This is a genomic window from Adlercreutzia sp. St.1H8 (assembly GCF_059728655.1).
Genome location: NZ_AP039376.1, coordinates 2,815,015 through 2,836,337 on the forward strand (window position 1 = coordinate 2,815,015; position 21,323 = coordinate 2,836,337).

General features: G+C 67.9%; 1 protein-coding gene (running past one end of the window). It reads right to left on the reverse strand.

The genetic code is table 11. The features are described 5' to 3' along the window. A protein-coding gene (locus AC6I0Y_RS11105; protein ID WP_497731956.1) for an InlB B-repeat-containing protein crosses the window boundary here: on the reverse strand, positions 1 to 21,323 show its 3' portion. Its footprint extends 15,280 nt past the window's final position; the window shows 21,323 of its 36,603 coding nt (coding positions 15,281-36,603); its start codon lies beyond the right edge, outside the window — the gene reads right to left on this strand; it ends in the stop codon at positions 1 to 3.

Genomic DNA, 21,323 nt, shown 5'->3' on the forward strand with positions numbered 1-21,323 from the left:
TTAGTCTTGCTGGTCGGCGGCCTTGCGGCGGCGACGCGCCAGCAGGGCCAGGCACAAGGCGAGCAGCGCCGTGGCCGCTGCTACCAGCAGCATCAGCCCGTCGCCCGTCTTGGGCAGGGCCAGGCGCCACGGGTGCAGGGGGTCGCGCCCGCCCTCGTCCTCGTAGGCGAGGCCGAGGTCGACGGAGCGCTGCTCCTCGCTCGTCCAGTTCTCGGGCTCGTGCATGCGCCACGTCTGGCCGTAGGCGTTCACGTGGCTCGCCGAGGCCGATCCGCCAGCCGCCGTGCCCCCGGTCGTCCCGGCGGCCGCACGGCTCGCGGCCCCGCCCTCGATGGCGTCGGCCTGAGTGGCGGCATCAGCCGGCGTCGGGTTGGCGGACTTGGCCACCTCGCGCAGGACGGAGACCTTGAGCGGGTTGGTGACGCCCTTGACGTCGCCCTCCTTCTCCGGACCCCAGTCGTTGTCGACGTTGTCGTCTCCGCCGACGTTCACCGGCACGTACTTGGCCTCGGCCGGCTTGTCCATCACCACGCGGTAGACGTAGGCACGGCCGTACTCATCCTCCAGGGGCAGGTTGTTGAAGCTGTAGAAGCCCTCCTCGTCGGTCTGCTTCGAGGCCACCTGCGCCCACTCGTTCTTCTTGGGCACCACCGCGTTAGCCGCGTCCTTGCTGCTCAGCCCGTAGGTCTCGTAGGGCTTGTCGGGCTTCGCGGCAGGCTTGGACGGCTTGGCGGGCTCGTCCTTGTCGCCAGCATCGCCCTTGTCGCCCGCGCCCTCGATGGCGTCACCCGCGACATCTGCCGAGGCAGCACCGTCGGCAGCCGCCTGCATCGCCGAGGCGGCGGTGGCGGCCACGGCGGAGAAGGTGCGCGTCACGCGGTCGGCCACGGAATGCGCAGCCTCGCCAGCAGCCAGGGAGGCCAGAGCCGGCGCCTCGACCTCCGGATTGAGCAGCGCCACGATCTCGTCGGCCACCTGCGGATCCATGGCGGCCAGCACCAACGCCACCTGAGCCGCGTCCACCTGGGCCAGCACGGCGGCCGCCACCGGGCGGTCGACGGCGGCCAGGGCCTCGGCGGCCGGAGCCGGGGTCATGGCATCCACCATGGCCGCAGCCACGGACGGATCGAGGGAGAACATGACGCCCGCGGCCAGCGCGACGTCCATGACGTCAGCCACGGCCGCAGCGTCGGCCGGGTCAAGCAGCGCCATGATGGCCGCCGCGTCGCCGACGTTCAGCTCGGCCAGGGCCAGGGCAGCCGCAGCCGGGTCGGCATCCGCCACCACGAGGGCGGCATCCGCCGGGTCGAGCGCGCCCAGGTCGGCCAGCGGGTCGTCCGGGTCGGGCGTGTCGATGCCGGGGGCGTCCGGGTCGGTCGGCTTGCTCGGGTCGTCCGGATCGCCGCCGGGGCCGGGGGCGTCCGGGTTATCCGGGTCGGTCGGCCCCTCCGGGTCGTCCGGCTCGCCCGGCACGCCGGGATCGTCCGGATCCACCGGGCCGGTCGGCTCGTCGGGCTCCTCCTCGCCGTAGCCCTTGACCGGCACCCGCACCTGGCCGCGCTCCGCCTTCTCGAGCGGGTCGCCCGGCGTGGTGAGGTCGCTGCCCGCCGCACCGTCGGTCAGGTACTGGCCGCGACCAGCGGGAACGTCGGCCGGCTCGTCATCCACCAGCTTGCGCTCCAGGCGGACGGTCATGCCGGGCAGAATCTCGTCACCCTCCTGGCGCAGGCCGTCCTCGTCGGCGTCGTTCCACGCCACGCCGCTGATGACGGCGTTCTGGTAGGGAACGAGGCCGCTGTCGTTCTCCAGGCTGTCATGGCCCACGGCCAGCGAGCGGGGCACGCCGCCGGGGCCGTCCTTCACCAGCGACAGCTTGTCCTCGGTACCGTCGGAGCCCTTGGCGGGAACCACCAGGCCGAAGGCGCCGCCGTCGGCCAGGTCGGGCACGAGGCGCGTGTTGGCCTCGTCCAGGCTCGAGTCCACCGTGCGGTCGTCGCCGACGCGTAGCGCGGCCACCTCGTAGTCCTCGGGCAGCACCGGCACGTTGACGCGGTAGCCGTAGACCACGCGGTGCTGCTCGCCGTCGATGGTCACCACGCCGGTGGTGGGCAGGCCGTCAAACTCCCAGTAGCCGTCCTCGTCAGACCACGTGCAGGGCACGCCGTCCAGAGGACCGGTCACGTTGAAGGCCTCGTCGTAGACCCACTGGCCCTTGCCGAGGTCGTAGCGGTCGTAGTTCGGATCGGTATCGGGCTCCGGCTCGGGCTCGAGCGCCTCGCCGTCAACCGTACCCGCCACAGCGTCCGCAGCGGCGCCCATGAGCGGCTCCTGGAAGAAGGCCAGGGCCACCAGGACGGGATCGCCCTCGGACACGATGGGATCGATGGGATCGGTCACCTCGGGGCCCGTCGTCCCGGCGTCGGGGTCGGTCGCATCAGGGCCGGCATCCGGGTCACCCGCGTCAGGGTCGGTCGCGTCAGGGTCACCCGCATCGGGATCGGTCGCATCGGGATCGCCCGCGTCGCCGCCAGCATCCGGGCCACCCGCATCCGGGCCATCCGCATCCGGGTCGCCCGTGCCGTCGCCCACGCCCGGCACCTCGGGCTTATCGCCCGCGTCGGGGGCATCCGGGCCCTCCGGCTTGTCCAGCTCGTCGGGATCGAAGGCCGTGAACTCCTCGGGGAGGAAGTAGTAGCGGCGCAGCTCGACGTAGACGTCCTCGATGCCGTCCTCGGTGTAGTCACGCTCGTAGCGCGGCTCCACGTCCTCGGGGGCACCCTCCTCAGGCGCCACCTCCTTCAGCTCGTAGTTGCGCAGGTCGTCGTGGTCGGCGTCCTCCCACACCGTGCCGGCAATCTTGACGGTCGGCGGGTAGGTGAAGCCGAAGTCGACGGAGCTGCCCGTGGGGTTGCCGTCCTCGTCCTCCTCGTCCTGATGGTTGATGGGACGGTGGGCCTGCCACAGCTGGCCGTAGGCGTTCACCGTGTTGCCGAACAGCGGCTTCACCACCTCGTAGGCCTGCGTGGTGCCCATGAGGGGCGACAGGTCGACCGTCGGGTTCTCAGGCTCCACCACGGGGAACCAGTCGTTGTCCACGTCGTCGTTGTCGCCCATGTCGAGCGGCGCGTAGAACGTGCCGTCCGGCTTCTCGTAGCGCAGGCGGTAGCGATAGGACTTGCCCTCGTCGTTCACCAGGTCAAGGCCGGCGAACGCATAGCGGCCGTCCGCGCCGATCTTGCGCTGGGAGATGGTGACCCACTCGCTGCCATCGCCCTCATCCGGCACGGTCGCATCGCCGTCGCCCGAGCCGTCGCCGTCGCCGGCACCGTCGCCCGAGCCATCGCCGTCCGCGCCCGCATCCGGGTTGCCCGCATCGGGATCGCCCGCGTCAGGCGCACCCGCGTCGGGCGCGCCCGCATCGGGGTCGACGCCATCCGCCGGCGCCACGGCATCCGCCAGCACATCCAGCGGCGCGGCCAGGCCAGCACGCGTAGCGGCCGCGCGGGTCTTCGGCGGTATGCGATCGGCCTTCACCAGCGGCTCGCCGGTCACGCCGTCCAGGTTCGAGCCGGCCGCGCCGTCCGTCAGCGTCCAGCCCTGCAGGGCCAGCACGTCAGGATCGACGGGAGCCTCCGCCTCCGGCACCAGCATCCGCTCCAGGTACACCGTGCCCAGCGGCAGCGGCTCCTCGGAGGCGTCCTGGATGCCGTCCAGGTTGTTGTCGTTCCACACCATGCCGGCGATGACCGCGCCCGCGTAGGGCACCAGGCCGGCGTCGTTGTGGTAGCTGCTCTCAACGTTGGCCTGAGACCACAGGCCAACGTGGTCGGGGTTCTCCCACGTGCTCTCCGCAGGACCGGCGATGAGCGTGGCCATGTCCTCGTCGGCCTCGGCCTCCTGCATGGGAACGAACAGGCCGTTCTGCGGGTCGTCGGGCAGGATGCGCGTGGTGGTCTCGTCCAGGTCGGAGTCCACCGTGGCGTCGCCGACGTTCGGGTCGGTCACCGCGTACTCGTCGGGAACCGACGGGATGTTCACGCGGTAGCCGAACACCACGGGACGCGACTCCTCGTCGGCAGGCAAAAGCCCGCTGTCCTCGGTGAGCACCTCGAAGGCCGGGAGCTTCTCGAAGATCCAGTTGCCCTCCGCGTCGGTGGTGGTCTCGGCCACGCCGCCGTTAGCCGGGTTCAGGCGCTCGTCGAAGATCCACGTGCGCGTCTTCACGTCGTACCAGTAGCGGCGCAGCTCCACCTTCTGGCCGGGCAGGCCGCGCTCGGCGTAGAGCGGGTTGCCGTCCTCGTCCGCCTCGGGCGTGCCGTCCTCGGCCGTCTGGTAGTTGCGGATGCCGTCGCCGTCCGCGTCCACCCACACCGTGCCGGCAATCTCCACCGGCGAGGGCACCTTGAAGCCGGCGTCGCCGCCGCGGTAGTCCACCATCGGGTCGAGCGGATCGTACTCGCCGCCGTTGGCCACTACCTTGTACTGCGAGGCGCGCTGGTCGCTGCGCGGCTTGGCCACGATGATGAGGCCCTCGCTGCGCTGGCCGTTCTCGGTGCCGTCGGGCAGCACGATGGGGTACGTCTCGAACAGGTGGTAGTTGCTCGAAGTGTCAGCCGTCACGTCGTCGATGTCGGTAGCCAGGTCGGAGTCGGTGCGGATGGTGGCATCCTCCACGTGGAAGCGCGTGACCACGCTCGAGGACGTGACGTTGTCGCGCACGACCTCCATGTGGTAGGCCGCCAGGTAGAACTCGTCCTTGTCCTTGCCGGTGCCCTTGGGCACGAAGCCGGGCAGCTCGTTGAACTCGTACACGCCGTCGGCGCCCGTCCGCGCGTACACGGCCGGGTCGTTCGGGTCGGCGCCGTTGGCGTACATCTCGGCGTCGGTGCCCGTGCTGTTCGCGATCTCCTTCGCGAAATCGGTCGCGAAGTTGCCGTCCGGCGTCCATTTCCCGTCGATGAGCAGCCAGCGGGTCAGGCGCATCTCGATGCCCGCCAGGCCGGCCTCGCCGATGACCACGTCGTCGGCGTCGATCGGGTCGTCGCCCAAGCGGTCGGCCGCGTACTCGCGGATGCCGTTGTAGTTGACGTCGTTCCACACCACGCCCCGCAGGGTGGTGGTCTGGAAGTTGCCGAAGCCGGCGTTCATGTGGATGCGGTCGGCCGGGCTGGTGATGTCGTAGCCGCGGACGATGTACTCCTCCTCGGTGCCGCTGCCCTCCACCGCCGGGTTGCACAGCACCAGGCGGCCGTCCACCACCGGCGCCCCGGCGTCCACGGCCAGGTTGTAGGTGATGGGATAGTTGTTCTCCAGGTCGTAGAGGGCCTTGTCGGACGCCGGGACGTTCACCGGGCGCACCGCCTTGGAGTTGACCTTCTCATCATCGCCCGGGTTGTCCGGGTCGTTGATCTGCTGCCACAGGGTGACCGGGCGGCCGCCCACGCCCGTAGGCTCGTTCTCGCGGCCGTCGATCTCCAGCGTGTAGCCCTGCAAATACCAGCGCTCGGTGTCGTCGACGCGCATGGACACGGGCATGTTCTCGAACAGGAAGTGGCCGTCCGCGTCGGTCTGCATGGTGCGCACCGCATCGAAGCCGGCGTCGGCGCCGGGCTTCTTCCACTGCCCGTCGGCCGGGTCGTAGTACCAGCGGTGCAGGGTGATGGTCTTGTTCTCGAAACGCTCCTCGTCCTCGTCGATCAGGCCGTCGTAGTCCTGGTCGTTCCACACGTAGCCGGCGATGTCGGCCGACGGCGGAATCTCCACGCCGCCGTCGTTGGAATCGCGGCTGGAGGACATGGCCAGGTCGTAGTTGTAGGTGAGGGGGCTCGCCGCGCGCGCCAGGCGCATCACGCGGCCGAGGGCGTTGGCCGTGGCCACGGCCGGGCCGTCGCCCTGGTTGGGGTTGTTGGACGGGGCGGCCTTCACCACGTTGTCGGCGAAGGACTCGGGCACGCGCTTGTCCAGCAGCACGTCGTACTCGTCCACCGTCAGGTTCATGAGGTAGGAGTCGTCGTAGCGCAGGTCGGAGTCCACCGTGTAGTCGTCGCCCTGCTGGTACTTGGCGATGAACAGGGTGTAGCGCACATCAGGCGCCGCCTTCACCCACGCGCGGTAGGCGAAGATGGTGGTGGAGCCGTCGGCCTCGCGACGCTGGGAGGGCAGGTCCTCGAAGCAGAACCAGCCGCCCTTGCCCGGGTACTCCAGGCGCGGGGTCCAGCTGGGATCGGGGCTCCAGCCGTCGGGCGCGTCAGCATCGGGCACGAAGCGCAGCAGCTCGATCTGGATGAGCGTGCTGGCATAGCCCGGCTCGCCGGCGTCCTGGATGCCGTTGGAGTTGACGTCGTTCCACACCACGCCGGAGATGTCGCGGCGCGGCGCGGGCAGCTGGCCGGCGTCGCCGCCGCGGAACACGATCAGCTGGGACGTGGTGCCGTCGTCGGCCTCCACCTCGCGGATCTCCACGTCGTCGCCGTCCTTGCGGATGGTCAGCCAGTCGTAGGCCGCCGGCGCGCCCTCGGTCAGCTGGCTGGCCGGCACGCGCACATGGCTCTCGTGGCTGCCGTCGGGCGTGGCCACCGGCGCCGCCAGGATGACCTGGCCGTCGTTCACGCGGGTGTAGCGGTCGCGGTCGGTCGCGTCCACGGCGTCGCGGTCCTCGATGGCCAGGGTGGCCGAGGACAGCACGTCGGAGTCGATGGTCAGATCCTCGCCGATGTGGGACTTGGTGAGCAGCCAGTAGTTGTCGTCGTCCGGGTTGCCGGTGCCGCCGGGGCCGGTGCCGTCATAGTCCACGTGGGTCTCGTAGAGCTTCACGCGGTAGGACGCCAGATAGTGCGCGCCCTCGGCATCGGTGTAGGCGGTCGGCAGGTTGTCGAAGAGGTACTCGCCGTTCTCGTCGGTGTAGACGCCCACCTCGCCGTCGCCGAGCTTGCCCCACTCGTCGGCGTCGAAGGAGCCGTCCACCAGGCTATCCCAGGCAGACTGGTTCAGGGCGGCCTCGAGCAGGGCGCCCACCTTGTCCGTATCCACCGTGCCATCCAGGCCGTACTTCCAGTTCACCACGTCCTTGGACACGCCGCCCGTGACGTTGGGCACACGCATCTCGAAGTCGACGGTGATCTTCTCCTCCGGCGGGGTGGTCTCGCTGCCCGTGCCCGGGTAGTCCGGGTTGTTGATGGTCACGGGGACGCTGCCCACCACGTGCGAGGTGCGCAGGTCAGATCCGAAGGTGAGGTTCTGCTTCCAGGCCCCCACGCCGCCGGCGTCGTTGACGGCCGCCGGATCCCAGTACCACTGGGTCAGCACCACCTTCTCGCCCGGCATGGGCTTGTCGTGCTTCTCGACCTCGGGGATCTCCGGCTTCTCCACCGCGCCCGGGTTGTCCGGGTCGACGGGCTCGTCGCCGCCGTCACCGTCGCCGCCGTCGCCGTCGCCCGCGTCGGGGTCAGTCGCGTCGGGGTCGGTCGCCCCCGCGTCGGGGTCGGTCGGGTCGGTCGGGTTCTCGTCGATCTTGCGAATGCCGTCGTAGTCGGCGTCCTCCCACAGCACGCCGGAGATGGCGCCCTCGGGCACGGCCACCAGGCCGGCGTCCCAGTTCTCGAAGCGCTGGGCGTTGGTGAAGTCGTAGGTGTAGGAGATGCCGGCGGACGGACGCACCGTCACCGTGTTCTCCAGCAGGGTCTCCTCGGTGGGCGCGCCGGCCAGCACGATCATCGAGTCGGTACCCAGGCCCATCTCCACGTCGGGGCGCAGCCCGTCGGTGGGGGCGTTGAGATAGTACACCGGCACGGTGACGATGGCCCCGCTCGTCGGGTCCTTGGTGGCGCCGTCCAGCGGGCCGTTCATGACGGTGGTCTTGAGGTCGGAATCCTGCTCGTCGGCCGGGTCGTCGGTGGTGTTCGTGGTGTTGCGGAAGGTGAAGCCCCAGTTGGTGCCCAGGGTCAGCAGGTTCTTGCGGTCGATGCGCAGACGGTAGCCGGCCAGGTACTTGACCTTGTCCTCGTCCATCTTGTCCAGGTCGTCGTCAAGCGGGTCGGGCACGTAGGTGGGCAGGCCGGCGAACACGTACTGGCCGGCGTTGTTGGTCACGCGGGTGGAATGCTCCTTGGGAGCCCACTCCCACTCCTGCGTCTGCTTGTTGAACTTACGCGTGCGCTCCACCAGCTGCCAGGCGCCCTTGCCCTTGGCGATGGCGTCCGGGTTCCACCAGTACTGCTCAAGCGTCACCCGCACGTTGGGCACGCCGGGCTCCAGCAGGTCCTGCACGCCGTTGTAGTTGAGGTCGTTCCACACGTAGTTGCCCAGGTAGCCCTTGGTGGCGTCCACGTAGCCCAGGCCGAACTTGCGGTAAACCTTGAAGCCCTTCCACTCCTCGTTGTCCTCGTAGATGGCGTGGCCGTCCTCGTCGGTGGGAATGGCGGCGAAGATGGGATAGCACTCGCCCTTGACCGCCTTCTTGGTGCGGCTGTTGCTCTCGGACTCGGGGTAGCGGTCGTCAAAGTCGGGGTTGGGCACCACGTAGGTCTTCAGGTACAGGTCGTTGTCCCAGATGCCGCACGGGTCGGTCTTGTACTTGGCCTCGGCCGCGGCAAGCTGGGCGTCCGTCAGGTCGCTCAGATGCGTGGGCGCGGCGGTCAGCCCCAGGTCGGCCCAGTGGGCCACGATGAAGTCGAGCAGGCTGTTGTGCTCGGGCGCCTCCAGCGGGTCTTTGGTGTAGAGGTAGGGTGTCGGCTTGATGAGGCGCGTGCCCAGGGCGTCCTCGGAGCGCAGCAGGTAGTAGCGATCCGGCTTCATGTTGAAGCTGAACGTGCCGTCCTCGCCGGTCAGCAACGTGGCCGGCTTATCCTCGGCGTCGAGCGCCACCTCGTTGGACACCTCGCCGGTCTCTGGGTCGTACTCGTAGAGCGACACCTGCATGTTGGCCAGGCGCTGCTCCTTCTGGTACTGGAGCGCCGAGTCGGGGTCGTTCTGGTCCTTCTGGCGGTCGAGGTAGCCGTCGATGAGGTCGATGCTGTCGTCGCTCGGGTCCTCCGGGTCGTCCATGGGGATGCCGCCGTCGTACATGTCGTCGCGGAAGGTGACGCCCTCCACGGTGACGGGCGCGCTGATGCCCACCTGGTAGCTGGTCATCTCGGCGTCGTAGGCGCGGTGGATGCGCTCCGGGTTCTCGAACACGTCGGTGTTGGCCGGATCGAGGAAGTAGTCCTTGTCGTAGGCCACCGGGCGAATCTCGAACGCCTCGGCCGTGGTGGCCACGAGCGCCGTCTCGTCCACGTCCGGGGTGTCCGGGTCGTCGGCGCGGTGCTCGATGTCCATCACGTAGTCAGCCTCGCCGTCGCCGTCCTTGTCCGGGCCGATGGCCAGGGTGGTCAGCGTGTAGCCGGAGTACTTCTTGGGGAAGGTGAAGCGCAGCTTGTACTTGCCGGGAATGATGTTCGACATGATCCAGTAGCCCTGGTTGCCGTAGTAGTCGCTCTCGGTGGTATAGGTGTAGGGGCCGCCCGCGTCGGCGTTGATGTAGCCGCCACCGGCGTTGAGCAGAGGCTCGCCGGTCACCGGGTCGCACTGGATCCAGCGGCCGGTGCCATCGCCCGCCGCGCCCTCGAGCCACAGGGGAACCTGGCCGTCGCGGTTGACGGGGAAGCCGTTCTCGTTGAGCAGCTCCACCACCACGCCGTTGACGCCGGGGTCGTTGGTCTCGCCGTCGAAGTCCAGGTCCTTCAGCATATCGTCGCTGCGCAGCGTGGCCGGGTTGCCGTCCTCGTCGGTGCCCTCGTAGACGCCCTTCCACGTGCCCGTGGCCTCGTCGTACTCGGTGTCGGTCGCCAGCATATAGCGGCCGTTCGGGCCCTTGTGGTAGGTGGTCGGGCGACCCTGCGCATCGGTGGTGACGGGCGCGCCGTCCTTCGTGTCGTTCTTGAACTTGTCCCAGTTGAGGTCGATCCACACGTAGTCGCCCACGTAGCCGCGCTCGTCGGGCGCAGCCACCACGGCGCCAGCCTGGCGGTTCTCCACCAGGCGGGCCGACGCGTCGCCCAGGGCGTCCGCGCCGGTAACGTTGACGCGCTGCGCGAAGCTGTTCCACTGGGTCACCTCGGCCAGGCGGGCAGCGCCGTTCGGGTTCAGGTTGGGGTCGGTGATGTCGAGGTTCATGTCGAACAGCGCGTCGCCGGTGGTCGAGCCCAGGTACTTGGGCAGGTTCAGCGGCGTATGCATGTCGTAGGCCAGCGAGATGTAGCCGGTGGGCGGCAGGTACACGCTGTCCTTCTCGGCCTGCACCCAGAAGCCGCGCAGGGCGTGGCGCAGGTTGAGCGACTCGTCCGGATGCGCCTCCACGTAGGCCTTGAGCTCCTCGAGCGGCATGAGGCCCGCCTCGCGCAGGCGCATGCCAGTCGGATCCTCGCGCATCTCGTTGATGGCCTGGAGCTGGAGCGCCTGGCTCGGCTGCTTCCAAAGCGCCGGCAGCGCGTCAGCCTCCAGGGCCTTCACGTGGGTCACGTTGCCCTTGGCGTCGCGGGTCACCTCATAGGGGCCGGCCCACACGCTCACCTCGCGGCTCGGGCCCTCGCTGATCAGCTCGCGGCCGTTGGGGTGATCGGCGTCGCGCGGGTCGAAGCTCATCACCTTCACGGAATCCAGGTCCTCCACCCAGCCGTGCCAGGTGGACTTGCGGGGCACCGCCACGCGCTCCGGCTCGCCGGCCTCGTTGTACTCGAAGCCGCCGTCGAGCACCTTCGGGTCGCCCTCGTAGGGCAGCACGTCGAAGAGCACGGCATGGACGTACTGCTTGGCGATGGCATCGCTCGCGCCCAGGTTCTCAGCGCGGGACAGGTAGTCGTAGTTGCCGCCCTCGCCCACCATGACCGGGCCGTTGACGGCCTGGGTGTAGAGGGTGCCCAGGTCGGACGACGAGAACTTCGACTGGGCCTGGGCCGTGTTGGCCACGAAGCCCGCACCCTCCAGCTGCAGGGAGAGCAGCATCTCGTTGGTGTTGTTGTCCAGGTTCACGTCGCGGGTGTCAAGGATGAAGCCCGTCTTGTTGTTGCCCTGCTGGGTGGGGATATAGGGGTTGTAGTTGCCCGACTTGTAGGCATAGCCGGTGGTGGTCATGAGGTCGGAGCTGATGGAGGAGTTGGCGTCCGCGCGGATGGGCATCATCATCTCGATGATGACGGCCTCGCCCTGCTGGAGCGTGCCGCGGATGTTGCCGCCCGCCGCCGACGTGAAGCGCCAGTTCATGAACTTGCGGTTGTAGCCCGAGCTCACCGAGCCCAGCTTGTCGGCGGTGGTGAGGCTGCCGCCCACGGTGGGCTGGGTCAGCGTGACGTTGGGGTTCTCCACCACGCCCTGGGACACGAAGCTGTCGTCGAGCTTCTCGACGTGCCACGTCCACAGCGGCGTCTTGCCGTCCAGGTTCTGGGCGTACCGGTCGTAGACGACCTCCTGGTATTTGTTGCCGTTCTCGTCCCTGAGCGGTTCGCCGTTCTCGTCCAGGATGTCCACCTTGCGCGTCTCCGCCACATCGTGGTAGCCGATGTTGAGCGGGCTCAGCGGCTTGCCCGAGTCATCGGTCTTGAGGCTCTCCGCATAGGGCACGTACTGGAACGACTTGCCCGACATGGTGGCCGCCGCGCCGAAGCCCTCGATGAAGGGCAGCACGATGGACAGGTCGGGGTTCGAGCAGAAGTCGCCCTGCTGGCCCACCACGCCGAGGGCCTTGAGCTGGGCGGTGCTCAGGTTGGTGAGCGTGATCTTGTAGCGCATCATGAGCGATGCGGCCGGGTCGATGGCCGGGCGGCCCACCACCCACTCGTAGCGCTCGGACGCGTTGCCGTTGTAGTAGGCCTGCTCCATGTCCAGCTTGAGCGTGGGGTACTCGGCCACGCGGTAGAAGCCCACGCGGTCGCGCTCGGGGTTGGCGTACTTCGTGTCGTCGTAGCGCAGCACGGTGGACACGAAGTGGTTCAGGTGGGCTTCCTTCGACACCTGGGTGGTGCCGCCATCGCCGTCGCCCGAGCCGTCGCCCGCGTCGCCGCCATCGGCCCCGCCGTCCTGCGCGAGCGGGCCGTCGGCCACGGTACGCAGGCCCATGGTGGAAAGCGTGAAGTCCTCCAGCACGAAGGTGTGGCACATGATGCCGGCCGCGTTGGAGTAGAGGCCCTGGGGCATCTGGGCCTTGGTCTGGAGCTTCTTGCGCTTGCCGTCGCTCGTCATGACGTACTTGCCGGTGGCCGCGTCCTTCTCCCACTTCCAGCCCACGTTCAGGCGCTGCGGGTCGAGGAAGTCGGCCTCCTGCTTGCCGATGGTGTCGCTGTAGTCGTTCAGGCCGTCGTCGTCGGCGCCAGTCACGTCGGGCACGGCGTCCACGTCCAGGCGGAAGCCGCGCGGCACCGGGTTGCGCTGCGCCATGGAGTCGTCGATGATGGCGTCCCAGCCGGTCTTGACCGGGTTGCCCGCGTCATCTTCCTCCACGGCCTTCACCACCCAGCGCACCTGGCGGATGTCGTAGCCGCCCGCGTTGCTGTACTGCGTGGTGTCGATGCGCGTGTTGGTCTTGTCGCGCACGGGATAGCCCGCCGGGTCGCCCAGGATGACCCAGGTACCCGCCTGGGAACCACCCCAGGTGCTCGGATCCAGGCCGTCAGCGGTGTTGCCGTCAGGATACTGGGCGCTGCCGCGGTCGTCCTCGCCGAAGAAGTAGTCGCGGTCGGCGTCGGTGCCCGGCAGCGCATAGTTCTCGCGCTCGTTGGGCGTGGGGCCGTTCTGCTCGCCGAAGACGGACTTCGCCTTGTCGGCGTCCTTCGTGGACGTGTTCACCACGCGGGCGAGCACGAACACGCGCAGCTTGTTCTCTATCCGCGCCTGCTCGTTGAGCGGCTGGTCGTAGACGTCCTCGTACTTGGGCTTCTCCTTGAACTTGGCCACGAACACGGTGTCCTTGTAGAACATGCCCGCCTCGGCGGATTCGGCTTCGTCGCTCGCGTTGAGGTTCGCCTTCACCAGGTCGGGCGTCAGGGTAGCCGTTCCCGTGATATCGTCGTAGACCACCTCGATCCGGTCGTCGCGGTAGTCGGTCACCGTGACCACCGTGTTGTCGGGCAGCGTCTCCTCGCGCTCGAACTCGGTGCGCTTGTACCAACCCTCGAAGATGTAGCCCGTGTCGGGGATGGCCTTGGAGCCGGAGATGCCGTTGGTGGCCTTGTACGGCATGTCCAGGTTATAGGGGGTCTCCACGCTGCCGTGGGGACTCTTGTCCGCATCTGGGTCGAGCGGCTCAGCCAGGTAGTAGACGTTGTAGGTCTTCTGCTTGAAGTGAGCGGTGAACGTGGTCTGGCTGTACCGGATCTCACCGGTGGGCTTGCCGTCGGCGTCCGTCACCTCCGTCATGTTGAGGTTGGCGGCCACTATCTCGGGAGTCAGGGTGCAGGTGCCGTCCTCGGCCACCGGCACGTCGATGTCCTCCTCGTAGCTCTTGCCGTTCTCATCGGTGCGCATGACCGTCCAGCCCTTGACCTCGAAGTGGAGGTTCGGCGTGGCCGTCGACCCGCGGATGCCCTCAGTCGTGCCCTGGGGGATGTTGAAGTCATTCGTCACGCTCACCTTGCCGTCGATGCCGTCGGTCCGGTAGCTGATGCTGTACGTCTCGGACGGCGTCGACCCGCCGTCGCCGTCAGCCGCGCCTCCGTCGCCCTCGGCAACGGGCAGCGCGACCTCATCGGACTGCGGTGCCACGGGCTCGTCGGCCACGGGCTCGTCGGCCACCGGCGCATCAGACGCCGGGTCGGCGGAGTACGCGGCGATGCCCGCATCGTTCGCAGGCGCGCTGGCCGAGGCCGCGGCTGCGGTATTCGGCACCACCACCTGCTTGATGGACCACTCCGCGCCGGGCACCTCCCACACGCCGGTCTGCACGTAGCTCACGTAGGGGTAGGTGCGCACCACCGGCTGGCTCGGGTCAGCCAGCGGGGCGTCGTAGGACAGCGCGTTCAGGGTGCCGTAGTAGGGCACCTGCCAGTCGACGATGAAGCTGTTCACCGCCGAGCCGGTGTTGACGGCCTGGGTGACCAGAAGCTCGTTGTCGCCGGCCTGGTGCGAGTCGTCGGCCAGGTTGATGTCGAAGTCCTGGTCGGTCATGAGCGCGCGCTGGACGAAGGTGTCGCCGCGCACGCTGGAGCTGGGCTTCAGGATCTTGAAGAAGCCCGACTTGTCGTAGATGTAGCTGTCGGTGAGGTCGCCGTCGCGGTCGTAGTCCTTGGCGGGGATCTCCTCGCCCGTCACCGGGTCGATCTTGGCCACCTCGTCGTTGATGAGGCGCACGTAGCCGTTGTAGCGGCCCCAGCGAATGAAGCGACTCATCTTCTGCTCGTTGAAGTCATAGGGCTTCTGGCCCGGCTCCGTGGCGGTAGGCGTCACGGGCTTGGTGGCCTGGGTGCCGGCCGGCGTGACGACGCCGGTGTCGGGATCAGTCCAGTCGTTCTCGTAGACGTGCGTCCAGCCCGGGCCGCCGTTGGCCTGCTGGAGCCAGCGCAGGTTGGTGTCGTGCACCGTGGCGTACATGGTGGAGTTGCCGCCGTTCCACGTGCGGAGCTCCTTGAGCTGGTCGGCATAGCTCGTGTGCATGCCCGTGAGCGCGCTCTCCGCGTCGCCCAGGTTGTCGATGCGCGTGCGCACCTTGAGCGTGATGGCGTCGCCAATGAACATGTGGCCATCGGGATGCACGCCGCCCCACTGCGCCTGGAGCAGGCTGTCGTACTTGTCGAACTCCTCATCGGTGGCATCATCCGGCGGCGCCAGCTCGAAGACGACCACCTCCTCGTCGTGCGAGGCGGACTTGATGTTGTCGGGCGCCAGGTCATCAGGCTGGTCGGCGTCGGGCTTGCCGTAGTCGCTGCCGCCCTGGGTGGCAGCGTAGTTGTTCGACGTGTAGTTGGGCTGGTCGACCACCTTCACCGTCCAGCCGTTGGCCACCAGCTGCTTGGGCGTGAGGTGCTCGGTCACGAACCCGTTCTGATGACGATCCCAGTGGTGCCACTCCACCAGGAACTGGTAGTCGTCGCCCTCGTAGTCGGTGATCAACTTGTAGGCCGCGTCCTTGGCCGCCACGGCCGGATCGTCGGTCAGCATCTTATCGGTGTAGAACGTCACCTGCTTGGGCAGGTGCAGCGCGAACACGATCTTGGCGTGCATGAGGCGGCCCGACTGGGCGTAGCCGTTGTTCAGGTTGGAGAACTTGGCCTGATACCACAGCGTGTCGCCGTACTGGAAGGCGTTGGCGTCGGGGATGGTGTTGGCCTGGCGGGTGCCGTCGCGGCCCAGCCAGTAGTAGAAGTCGTTGCGGCCGCCGCCCGACTTGAGGCTCTGGTCCCAGTAGGCGCCGTTGCCCATGGCCGAAGGCGTGGCGCCGTTGTCGCCGGTGCCGCGCGCCACCTCGTACTCCGCCTTCACGGTGGGATACGAGCAGCGGATCTTCAGGCCGGACATGAGGCCCTGGTCATCGCGGGAGTCGGCCACGCCGGTCTTGTTCCGCTTGAAGGCCTCGGTGCTGCGCACGGCGTCGTTGCCGTTCAGGCGATAGGTAGCCTGCGCGTCCAGCGCATAGCTCTCGCGGAAGCGGTAGTCCTCCACGATGACGCCCGCGTTGCCCGCCGGCGTCACGCTGTCCAGGCCGTTCTGGCTCTCGGTGTAGCGCTTGACGAAGCCGGGCAGGTAGTTGGTGGCCGGCTCGTTGGCGCGGGTGTAGCTGCCATCGCTCACAGCGTTCTTGGGGATGACGCCCACCGAGCTGATGTTGTAGGGATACGCGCTGCCGCTGGCATTGCCCGTGTAGTCGGTGGTGTCCCAGAAGTAGTAGTTGTAGCCGTCGCGCTTGGACGTGCGGTACTGCGCCTGGCGGGCGTCGAGGCGCGTGTCATCGCCCACACCGCCCCAGCGGCGGTACTGCACGGGCGAGCCCACCTGGTAGGGGTTGCCCGCTATGTCGGAGTCGGCCAGGAACTGGTAGCCGTCCATCTTCGACGACACGTAGGTGCGGATGTTCTCGTAGCTGCGCCACGTCTCGGGGTAGGCGGTCTCGTCCGCGTCGGAGCGGCTGGCGCCGGTGGTCATGATGTTGAACTTGAAGGTGTTCATGTCGTAGGCGCGGATGCGCTGCTCGCCGTTGCCCTTGCGGGTGGCGGCCACGTCAAGGTCTGCCGCGACGTTGCGCTTGACGCTCGCGTCGGCGTAGCTGCTGTTGCGCCCGCCGTTCCAGGCGCCCTCCACGGCCACCTGATCCGGGTCGAAGCCGTAGGCGAAGTCGGCCGCCGTCTCAGCGGAGGTGTCCACGTCGCCGCGGGCCTCGAAGCGGATGACGAAGCGGTACTGATCTACCGGCGGCTTGGCCGGCACGTTGCCCACCGCGGGCGTGCCCTCGTCCTTCACGTTCTCGTAGGTCACCGTGGCCTTGAAGTCGCGCCAGGCCCCCGGCGCGTCCATGTTGTTGGTCAGCTGGCCGGTGTTGCCCACCCGCGCCTCGCGGGCGTAGTTCACCGACCAGTCGCCGGCGGCGAAGCCCTGCTCCACGTCGGGGAGGCGGCTGTAGGGCTCGCCGTTGGCGCGCAGCGGCACGATGTTCTCGGGCAGCACCACGGTCACCACGGGCATGACGAGGTCGCCCTGCTGGCCGCCGTCGACGGAGTAGGTGTGGTACAGGCGCTCCCACCAGCCGCCCTCGTGGTACCAGTCTCCCGAGTTCTTGGTGGTGACGTTCTGGGCCGTGTGATCCCACCAGTAGCGGTTCTCCACGTGGACGTTGAGCTGGCGCACGGCGCCCTCGGGCTCCGCGTAGTACTCGGACAGGTTGCCGGTCACGCCGTTGGTTCCCAGCGTGTTCCACATGCGCACCACGGGCTTGCGCATCTGGGCGCGCGTACCCGTCTGGGCATACAGCGTGGGCGTGCCCTCCTCACCGTAGTCCTTGTAGGCGTTGTGCCAGCTGCCGCCAGCCGTGGTGTCGGTCACCTTCACGCCGGCCGGCACGGCCTTGCCGGTGTCGCGCCAGGTGCCGTCGGCGTTCTGCTCGAAGCGGGTGAGGCGCACGGTGTTGTTCTGCACCACGCGCCCGTTCACCGACGGCATGTTGGGCGAGCCATAGGACTGGTCGTAGGTGCTGGGGAGGTTCCACGAGCTGTCGTTGTTGCGATAGCGCGCCGTCCACACGTAGTCCATGCCGAAGGGCTGGCTGTTGTTGGTGTCTCCATCGCCCTTGTTGGTGTCGGGCTCCCAGGCGGCCTTGCCCTCGTAGTGCTCGATGTCGAACAGCTGGTAGTAGGCGCTCGACTTGGAGGGCAGCTCGCCGGTAGCCGTGTCGGATCCGGTCACCTCGCGGGTGTCCACGGGGCGCGTGAGCACGCGGTCGTACCAGTAGCCCGACGTGTTGGTGGCGAAGATGTGCGACGGGATGTCCACGATCATCTTGTAGCCCTGGGTGCCGCTGTAGCTGTCGCGGTCGGCGGTGTTGGCAGCGTTGTTGTCGATGTCGCGGCCGAACCACTTGCCGAGCGGCTTGCGCACGGTCACGCGCACCACCCACGGCTGCGAGCTGCCCACGTAGTCCTCGCCGTGCAGGGTGGCGTCGCCGCCGCTCACGGCCTCGTAGCTGGAAAGCGCCGGGTCGACTGACAGGTCCTCGGAGCGGCGCGCCAGGCCGTTGCGGTAGTCGGCCGGGTTCTGCGAGTCGGAGGGCGCGTCATAGCCCTGGTAGGGGCCATAGGGCGTCTGGATGATCTCGGCGTCCACCAGGTCGTCTCCGATGCGCGCCCAGTTCTCCTGCACCTGCGCGTCGCTGTCGAGCCACGACGGCCCGCGGTTGTACCCGTTCAGGGTGTACGCGGCCAGCTTGAGGCTGCCGTCCTCGTTGAGCTGCGGCTCGGTGCCGCGCGGGAATATGTAGGTGAACTCCACCGCGTCGAGGTTGCGGTCGCCGTAGTTGAGCGCCTGGAGCCGCGTGGTGTAGGCCTGGTTGTACTGCATGGCGGTGTTGTACTGGTTCCACAGCACGCCCCGCTGGTCGCGGATGGTGTGCTTGTACAGGTTGTTGTAGTAGCTGTTGGTGTTCTCGTACCACCACTCGGTGGCGTCGCGGCCGCTCAGGTACTGGCGCTGCGTCTCATGGGTGCCGGTGGTGGCCCACAGGCCGCCGATGGCCGGCGTCGAGTCGTTGGTCGGATACATCTGGGACGACGTGGCCAGCCACGCCTTCTGCAGGTGCAGGCGCGTCTGCGACCAGATGAGCGGCGTCTCGGAACCCCACTGCGTGGGCAGGCCCGTCGCGTTGCCCTCATCGTCGGTGTCCACGGTGTTGCCCACCCACGTGCGGCGGATGGTCACGAAGTTGTCGTAGTCGCGCCAGTAGCTGTAGCGGTAGTCGCGGTACCGGTCCGAGCGCTCGTTGACGCGCGCCACGGTGGAGTTCCAGCCCGAGCTGTACCCGTTCACCAGGTAGCGGGTGGTGGGCAGCGCGTTCTTGTGCAGCGCCGCCTGGCTTGCCGCGCTGAAGGGACGCTTGGGCGTGTAGCGCGTCCACTGCACGAAGTTCTGCGTCTTAGCGTCGGTGTCCAGGAACACGCCGCGGAAGCCGTCCTGGCCGTACATGGTGTTGGGCTGGCTGTTCCAATCGTAGCTGAGGTAGCGGTCGACGTTCTGGTTGGTGGCCTCGCCGGGGATGAAGGTGAGCGAGCCGTCCCACATCTCCCAGCGGTCGGTGTTCTTGGGCTTATCGGCGGTAAAGGCCGACTCGTGGAGCAGCGAGTCCATGTCCATGAGCACGCCGGCGTTGTTCACGTAGCTCGCGCCCGTGCCGGGACGCGACGCGCCGAAGCTGCCGCCGGAGAGCGGGTTGACGTAGACGCGGCCGGTGTTGGAATTCCAGCCGCCCGTGTTGCCGTTGGAGTGCCAGTACTCGCCGATGCGCGGGAAGTACGCGGGCTCCTTGCCGGTGGTGGTGGAGTACTGCGTCTTGGCCATGTCGCCGTAGACCTGGGGCAGGCCGTCGATGGCCGCGGTCACGTCAAACCACAGCTCGATGGTGTCGCCCACCTCCACGCACACGTTGCCCGGCTCCACCAGATCGACGGGCGATATCTCCTCGCGGTTATCCGGCACCTTCGAGCCGGGCTCGGAGGCGTTGGGGTCGGGCACCCACTCGATGCGGAACAGGCCGAAGCGGGTGTCCTCGGTCGCGCCGGCCGTGGTGGGGTTCAGGTCGTTGAACGGCTTGGCGCCCATGTCGCGGGTGCTGTAGCCCATCGGCGCGTTGTTGTAGTTCATCATGCCGCCGTAGTCCTTGGCCACCTCCGGCGCGTCCTCCTCGGCTACGCGGGTGACCTGGAGCTTCATTCCGTTCAGGCGCGCGTCCTTCACGTCGCTGCCGTAGATGTCGTACCAGCGGATGTTGTTCTGCAGGCGCGCGGCCAGGTAGTCGGCGTCTATCTCGCCGGCGGAGCCGTCGGCCTTCTTCAGGTAGTCAAGCGGAATGCGCTCGTAGAAGACGGGATTGTACAGCTCGCCTTCCACGTCCATGTAGGAGTTGGTGCCGCGCGGCACGTTCCACAGGGTGTCCTTGTACCAGAACTTCTCGCCGGGGATGTAGCCGGTCTTCTGGGAGGCGTTCCAGCTCTTGGCACCCGTGCCCTTGGCCTGGGCCTCGGTCTGGAACACCTGGTTCTGGAAGCGGATGACGGGCGTGCGGCGGTACACCGTGAAGTTGACGTTCTTGCCGCTGTCCTGCTTGGTCTGCAGGACGCTCTTCGTCTGGCCCTCCACCGTCTTCTCGAAGTGCTTCACGGCCGGCGTCAGGATGGGGCCGCCCTTCTCGCCGTCGGCGCCCTCCTGGTAGAAGTCGAGCTGCGTCGTCTCAGCGTGGCGATGGGTGTAGCCGAAGTCCACCGGCACGCGGTCGGCCGTCCAGTACTCGTAGAGCTCGCCGGTGGAGTCGCGGTTGTCCTGGTAGCGGGCCACGCCCACCAGGGCCACGTCATCGAGCTTGTAGGCCGTGGTGCCGTCGTCGGACATGGTAGCCGGCAGGTCGTAGTAGGTCCAGCGCACCTGGGTGACGTAGCGGAACTTGTTGGAGTTCTTGTAGTAGCCCTCCACGGCCACGGTGGGCTCGCGGTCGGGCTGGGCGTTCAGGCGATCGAGCTCGTCGATGGTGATCCAGGCGCCCTCGTAGGTGCCATCGGCGTTCTTGATGGCGCGGGTGTCCCAGTACTCGATGAGGATGGGGTCGCGGTCGCCGAGGGTCTCGGGCTCGTTGACGGACTCCTTGCTCAGATCCTCCTTCACGGCCGCCTTCTGGAACCGGGCGATGAAGGTGGTGTCGATGTAGAGGCCGGTGTCGTCCTTCTGCAGGAAGGCCTGGGCCTCCCAGGCGGAGAGCGTGAGCCCCGCACCGTCGATCTTCTGCTCGACCTTCTGCTCCTGGATGGCGCCGCTCGCATCGGGCACGTACTCGATGGTCTCGACGAACCAGCCGACGAACTCGAAGCCGGCGTTGGCCTTAGCCGTGGCGCCGGTCACGCCATCGGTGCTCGTGGCGTCCAGGTTGGGGTTGGAGGTGACGTCGAGCGTGCCGTCCACCACCTTGTAGGTGACGGTGTAGGGGTCGAAGTCCTCGTCCGGCTCGTTGCCGCTCTTCTCGGCGAACTTGCACACCAGGAGCAGGTCGGCGTAGAGCCCGTCGGCGTCCTTGCGCTTCTCGAGCTCGGCCACCACCTGGTCCTTGGTGAGGGAGGCGCGGGCGCCCGCCACCAGCTCGTCCTTGGCGACGGACACGGTCTCGTAGACGAGGTTGCCGTTCTCATCCTTCTTGGGCTCCATGACGGGGTTGCCGTCCTTGTCGAGCACCGGCTGGAGGATGGGGTTGCCGTCCTCGTCCACGACCAGGCGATTCTCCTCGATATACATCGGCTCGCCGTAATCGTCGTACTTCTGGTGGCCGTCCTCATCGAGGACCGGAACCTTGACCTTCTCCCACTTCTCCTCCAGCTTGGGCACCATCACCTGCCGCTGCTCGTCCACGTAGGTGCGGACGTACCAGCCGGCGAACTTGTAGCCGTTGGCAGGCAGCGCCACCGAGCCGGTGACGCCCTCGGTGGAGAGCACCTGGATGTCGGCGTTGGTCTTGGTCTCCACCTCGCCGGCCAAGACCGACACCTCGGTGCCGTCGTCCTGCTCCTTGACGTAAGGGTCGGCCTCGTAGGTGACCGTGTAGGTGCGGTCGCCCTCTGCCTGGAACTTGGCGACGAACGCCGTATCGGCATACAGGCCGTCCTTATCCTTGGCCAGGC